We start from the raw sequence: 5,731 nt of genomic DNA, 5'->3' as shown, positions 1-5,731 counted from the left end.
ATGCTGGAAAGCCGGCGCCGACCCGATTGAGTGGGCCAAGGAACACCGGGAGTTTGCCCGGGCCTTCGAGTCGTTCCCGAAAGATGCGGACCAGTTGTTCCCGGGCTGGCGCGAAAAGCTAGGCGTGCAGTCGTAAACAGCGGGTGCAAGGGGTGAGTCAGGCAAGCAGGCGCTGCGGGCGAAGCCCGAACCGGGGTGGAAGCCCCATTTCAAGATTTCTGTGTCTGGGCAGCAAGCCTTTCGTGACGGGCATATACGTGCCCATAGCGGTCAGCCAAACTATCAATATTGGCTTCTCAATGCTTGCCTAAAATCTTCCCAGACAGATGGTTCGCCATCACTTTCGTTGGGCGCTTGGAGCGGCCACCTGCTCACGATATTGATGGTGTAGCGCGGTGCTGATGCATGGGCAGGCTGGATGAAAAACCCCACGACCTTCCCATGCGTTCCGTTGACGACTTTCGATTTGATCACGCCAGATGGTTTGTGGCTTTCAACAATATCCATGTCAGTTCCCATGGCGACTGTTGCGGCCTTCCATATTTGCTCGTAGCTCTTTCCGGTAACAACATAATTGGAGCCCTTCGCATTGCTCAACTGCAAGCTGTCGGTGCTGACGCAGGCCGTCAAGAGCAGACTCCAAAGCAAGGCAAAAGCACTTTTCAAGAGCGTTTGCATCACTACTTGCTCAGGTTGGGCTTGGGTTGGACGCCATTGCATCTGAACATGACGGCCTTGCTGCGAGTACAGCTTGCTCCCACCTGCAGGTTGCCTGCATAACGAACCTTCAGGTTGCCAAGGCCTTCGTGCCGAATTTCATATTGGTCTTTGCCACCACAGGCGCCATCGATAGCTGCGAGCGCTTGATTTCTTCGGGCCTGAATCAGTTGGGCCAAGCCGGCGTCACAGTAGGTCACCACGCCCGTCGGTTTGGTGTTTTTTCCATCCCTGATTTTTTCAAAATGCGCCCGTATTTCAGAGGGTGCCAGCATGGTTGGAATGGTGCCCTCAGCCGTCATTGCGTTTTGCTCTTCAGGCGTAAAGATGTGGACTTGGGCAGCGTTGCCGAAGTTCACACTATCGAAACCACCTGCCACACCGCCAGCACAACCCGAAAGCCAGCCGCTGACGAACAGGGTTATCACTGCTATTTTTTTCATATCTATTTTCATTGAAAGAAGCCTATACATAAGGAATGAAACGGCGCCAAGCTGTCGAAGACTTCTCACAGGTTCTGCCCGAAGATAGGCAGACGCTGAAAACCCAGATCCAAGGCCAAAATACTTGGGTGCCGCTGAACGAGTCAACACGATAGACCGACTCGGCCAAGGAAAACTCATGCGCACACTTCCTTTTATCTAAGCACTGAGGTCCAAAGGCTCTTGCGCACCGACGTACCTGCTACATCGTCTTGCACCCAGAGGGCAACGCCTTGACCACTGTTGTTCATGGCAAATTCAAGGTTTTGCGCGCTACCCGCAGCAGTCTCAAGGGAAGTGGGCGCACTCCAAGAGCCACAAAAACTCAGGCGATGCGATACGAGATCCCACTTCCCGGTTATGGCATCAATGGCCGAATACACCATCACGGCCCGACCGCTGTTGTCCATCGACATTCGGCGGCTGGTGTTACTGCCAGCCACGGTGACCGGCGTAGTCCAACCCGTCGCAGCGTTGTATTGCATGCTACGCAAAACGCCCAGACCCCCGCCAAGATACCAAGTCGCCACAGCGCGCCCATCTGGTGTCATTGCCAGTTGAATCCGGGCGGAAGCCAGTGCCTGCGACTCACCGGCGACATCGACGGCTCCTTGCCATCCACTGCCAACGCGGAAGATGTTGGAGTACACAGTGGGGTTACTACCAACATTCTGCTGCCACATGGCAATACCATTGCCCTGGTCATCCATCACCACACTGGGGTCTGCATCCGCCACATTGGTGAACAATGCTTCAATGCTTTCGGGTGTCCCCCAACCGCCTGTTGGCGTATACCTCGCGGCTTTCACGCTGTAGTTGCTGTCCCCTGGGTTGCTCTCTCTCCACACCGCCAGCGCGGTACCGTTGGCGCTCAACGCCATCTGGGCGCGCTTCGACACGGTAGAACCGGCGGTGTCCACACGCGTCCAAGTCCCCCACTGGCCACCCGCAACCAACACGCCATTTTCAACATCCGAACCGGAACGCAGAACACTGATGTTTCCATTGGATGCCAAGACGGCTGAGGTCAGTTTTTGTGAAATCCGAAGGTTTGGCGGGTAGAACGCAGAGTCCCAACCGGTGCTGGGCGAACTGCGGCGCGTTTCCAGGTCCTCACGGATCCAGGTGACCACGCCAGCATCGTCCATCAAAAGGTGACCACCAGAAATCAGGCTAGGGTTGTTTTGGTGACGAGGTGCTACATCAAGCACCACCGTTGGCTGCCAGCCGGTCGCGGCCTGATAACGACGCGAGTGGACTTTGAAGTACGCGCCACTGGGAGAGCCATCTGACTGCTCCCAGATCGCGATGGCATCGCCACGGCGATTGACGGCCACCTGACTCCCATCGATGTTGAAGTCGTTGCTGGACTCCAGCAATTGCGGCGGCTGAAATGTTTGTGGTGGAAGTGCTGCTACAAAGTTGGCCTGCGCAGTGCGGACTTGCGTCAACTGAAGCACGCAGCTTGGTTGACTTCCGGTACATGCACCACTCCAACTGGCAAAGACCTGCCCTGTGCTGGGGGTGGCTACCAAGTTGACGGTTGTGCCAGCAGCAAAGTTAGCGCTGCAAACACTGCCGCAGTTGATGCCTGCAGGGTTTGATACAACGCTGCCATTGCCCGATGTCGCGACATTCAAGGCAAAATTTTTCCCAACCACGGTGGAGAATGCCGCACCGACTGTGCGTGCCTGGCTCAGTGTGACGGTACATGAACTGGCCGAGCCCGTGCAAGCACCGCTCCAGCCAGTGAAGTTCTGATTGGCAGCTGGCGTTGCCGTCAGGGTTACTAGCGTATCAGATGCGAAATTAGCGTTGCAGTTGGCGGTGCAGTTGCTAATGCCAGCTGGCTGCGAGGATACTGAACCATTGCCGGTGACATTCATGGTCAATGTGTAACTCACTTGACCAGCGGAGGGGGTGAAGACGGAAGAAATCGCCCGTGATTGATCCATCGTTACCACACATGTGCTGGCTGCACCACTACAAGCGCCTGCCCATCCCGAGAAGGAATGCCCAGTCCCTGGGATTGCGGTCAAAGTGACAATGGTGCCAGACGCAAAATCTGCTTCGCAGCTTGCTGCACAATTCATTCCTGCTGGCTGTGATTGCACCTTACCAACTCCTGTCAGCCCCAGTGAAAGCGCAAAGCCCGAAGCCGGGGGGACCTCACCACTGCTATCGCCTCCGCCGCAAGCTGAAATAAATAGTGCGACGAGTGTTGTTATTGCCCAATTTGCGTTGGTTAGTCGAATATGCATGTCATAGGCCTCTTTTCTTTGGCTGTAAAAATCTACTCATTCTTGGGTTCAATCTGCTCTCGAGCTTTGCTGCCTTGGTTTCACTGGTGCGAAGGCAGGAATCATCCAAAACGCTCAACACACTGAGTTTGTTTGACACTGACAACCGTCTTTTCAGCGACCTGACTGGACGGACGCGCCAGCGCCTGGGGTGGAGGCAAGGTGCCATTCGTCAAACAAACAATGGATATGAGTGCACCGCTCGGTGCCAATGTGCCGGTGCTTGCGCCATCCACACTGCACGTGTGCCCAGGCGGCTGACTTTTCACGGTGACTGAGTAGGTGGAGCCGATCTCGACGTACTGTGGAAAAGCGAACCGTCCGTTGGTTGGCACTGTCAGGTCGTTCGACTCGTTGTTTTGCAGCACCAAGGTGTAACCCGAGGCCAAGCCGGTAACTTTTACATCGAGCAGTATCTTGGCGGGTGCCAAGCCAGTGTCTCCACCACCGCAAGCCATCAATGTGACAGATGCGGCCAGTAGAAGCAGCCATGTTTTTTTCGGGTGCATTACAGTTTTTTCCAGCTTGTTTGACGGATCGGTTCCATTGTGGTGGTCGCGTGCCTGGCATCCCTTATGGTTTGCTGAGTATGGTGTGCAAGCACCCTCAGCTGGCCCTAAGCAAATGCCTGTTGCTGGCGGATGATCCTGATTGAAAATGGCATGAGGTGTATGTCAGTATTGCGCTAGCAGCTATAAAAAATGGAGTGTTTTTTACTTTGAGACCGATGAGGGAGAGTATGTGAAAGCAGCAATTTGTACCCGGTATGGTGACCCGCGAGTCTTAGTGTTCACCGATAGACCCATACCCACCCCCAAGGCCAATGAATTGCTGGTGCGTGTGCGGGCCAGCACCGTGTCATCTGCCGACTGGCGTATCCGTTCGCTGACTTTACCCAGGGGCTTCGGTCCCCTGGCGCGACCAGCGTTGGGTCTTTTTGCGCCCAGACAGCCGGTGCTGGGTACTGAGCTTTCGGGTGAGGTCATGGATGTCGGTTCGGCCGTGACCCGATTCAAACCAGGTGACCTGGTTTTTGCCTTCACTGGGTCGGGTTTGGGTTGCCATCAGGAATACCGATGTGTGGCCGAAGATAGTGCCGTGGCACTCAAGCCTCACAACCTCAGCCATGCACAGGCGGCCGCTCTCTCGTTTGGCGGGGCCACGATGCTGGATTTTTACCGCCGCGCCGGATTAAAAGCGGGTGATCGGGTGTTGGTCAATGGCGCATCGGGTACGGTTGGGACTGCGGCTGTTCAGCTTGCACGGCATCGCGGTGCGCATGTGACAGGGGTATGCCGCCGACAGCATGCCGGACTGGTACGCACTCTCGGTGCCGAACGTGTGCTGGATCGGGCCACCGAGGATTTTGTGTGCACAGAGGCTCCTTTCGACGTGATTGTGGACACGGTGGGCTCAGCCCCACATGCCCGCTGTGCGCCTGTGCTGTCGCCCGGTGGGAGCCTGTTGCTGGTGCTGAGTAGCCTGCCCCAGATGTTGCTTGCACCGTGGCACGGCTGGCGCAGTGATCACCGTGTGATTGCGGGGCCAGTGAAAGAGCGCCCCGAGTACATCCATAACTTGCGTGAACTGGCTTTGGCCGGAGCGTTCACGCCGGTCATTGACAGCACCTGGTCGTTCAGGCAGATCCGGCAGGCCCATGCCCGTGTTGATCAGGGGTCGAAATGCGGGAGTGTGGTGGTGTTACTGGGTGATGCAGATGACCCCGCCTGATGGCACACCAAGGGGTGCGTCGTGAACCCAGGTGGGCCAATGTTCGGGAGCACATTGCCCTTGCATTTGTGCCGGGTGGGTGGAGTCCACCAGCACATAAGGCGGTGCGAGGCCACGCTCACGCAGCAGTTCACGCAGCTCTTGCACCACGTGTTCGCCGTCGCGCAGGGTGTCAACGGGGCTGCTGCGACCATATCCAGACCGGTTGTAAGCCAGCACTGTGGTGTCGGCTTCAAGCACCGGAACCACCTTGGCCCACCAGTCCATGGTGCCACCCAGCCCGTTATCAAAAACCATGACAGGCGTGCCTTGGCGGGTGAATCGGTGTAAGACCGAGGCATGACATTTCAGCGACGCTGAGTATTGTCTGAGCATGCTGCCGGGTGCACCGGCCATGAAACAGACACCCCCAGCCCTGTGCCGTTGAGCCCCAGGTGGGCATGAACCTGCCCTCCCAACTGCTGTGCAGCCGATGCCACGATCGCCAAGCCCAGGCCAGAG

6 protein-coding genes are annotated in these 5,731 nt (G+C 56.7%); 1 reads left to right on the top strand and 5 read right to left on the bottom strand.

The features are described from left to right. Positions 1 to 282 precede the first annotated feature (282 nt). The 4 genes from PHW99_RS17810 to PHW99_RS17795 all read right to left on the bottom strand — a co-directional run bounded on the left by PHW99_RS17810 (position 283) and on the right by PHW99_RS17795 (position 4,008). Positions 283 to 678: a hypothetical protein gene (locus PHW99_RS17810; RefSeq protein WP_300180843.1), complete on the bottom strand. Its 396-nt coding sequence runs from the start codon at positions 676 to 678 to the stop codon at positions 283 to 285. 2 nt (positions 679 to 680) lie between these two features. After that, a complete protein-coding gene (locus PHW99_RS17805; protein ID WP_300180841.1) occupies positions 681 to 1,340 on the bottom strand; it encodes a hypothetical protein in 660 nt (219 codons plus the stop codon). Between the two features lie 14 nt (positions 1,341 to 1,354). Then, a complete protein-coding gene (locus tag PHW99_RS17800; protein ID WP_300180846.1) occupies positions 1,355 to 3,292 on the bottom strand; it encodes a hypothetical protein in 1,938 nt (645 codons plus the stop codon). A 269-nt stretch (positions 3,293 to 3,561) separates the two neighbouring features. Further along, complete coding sequence (locus PHW99_RS17795) at positions 3,562 to 4,008, bottom strand: hypothetical protein (protein ID WP_300180836.1); 447 nt, start codon at positions 4,006 to 4,008, stop codon at positions 3,562 to 3,564. Positions 4,009 to 4,285: 277 nt separating this feature from the next. On the opposite strand from PHW99_RS17795, the gene PHW99_RS17790 reads away from it, so the two are divergent. After that, positions 4,286 to 5,230 (top strand): NAD(P)-dependent alcohol dehydrogenase, encoded by a 945-nt coding sequence (locus PHW99_RS17790; RefSeq protein ID WP_300180833.1) that lies wholly within the window; start codon positions 4,286 to 4,288, stop codon positions 5,228 to 5,230. Here PHW99_RS17790 and PHW99_RS17785 read toward each other — a convergent pair. Further along, complete coding sequence (locus PHW99_RS17785; protein ID WP_300180829.1) at positions 5,201 to 5,527, bottom strand: alpha/beta hydrolase; 327 nt, start codon at positions 5,525 to 5,527, stop codon at positions 5,201 to 5,203. The genes PHW99_RS17790 and PHW99_RS17785 overlap by 30 nt on opposite strands. Positions 5,528 to 5,731 lie beyond the last annotated feature (204 nt).

The organism is Rhodoferax sp. (assembly GCF_028689305.1).
Taxonomy (GTDB): domain Bacteria; phylum Pseudomonadota; class Gammaproteobacteria; order Burkholderiales; family Burkholderiaceae_C; genus Rhodoferax.
This window is presented reverse-complemented; position numbering and strand designations above follow the sequence as displayed.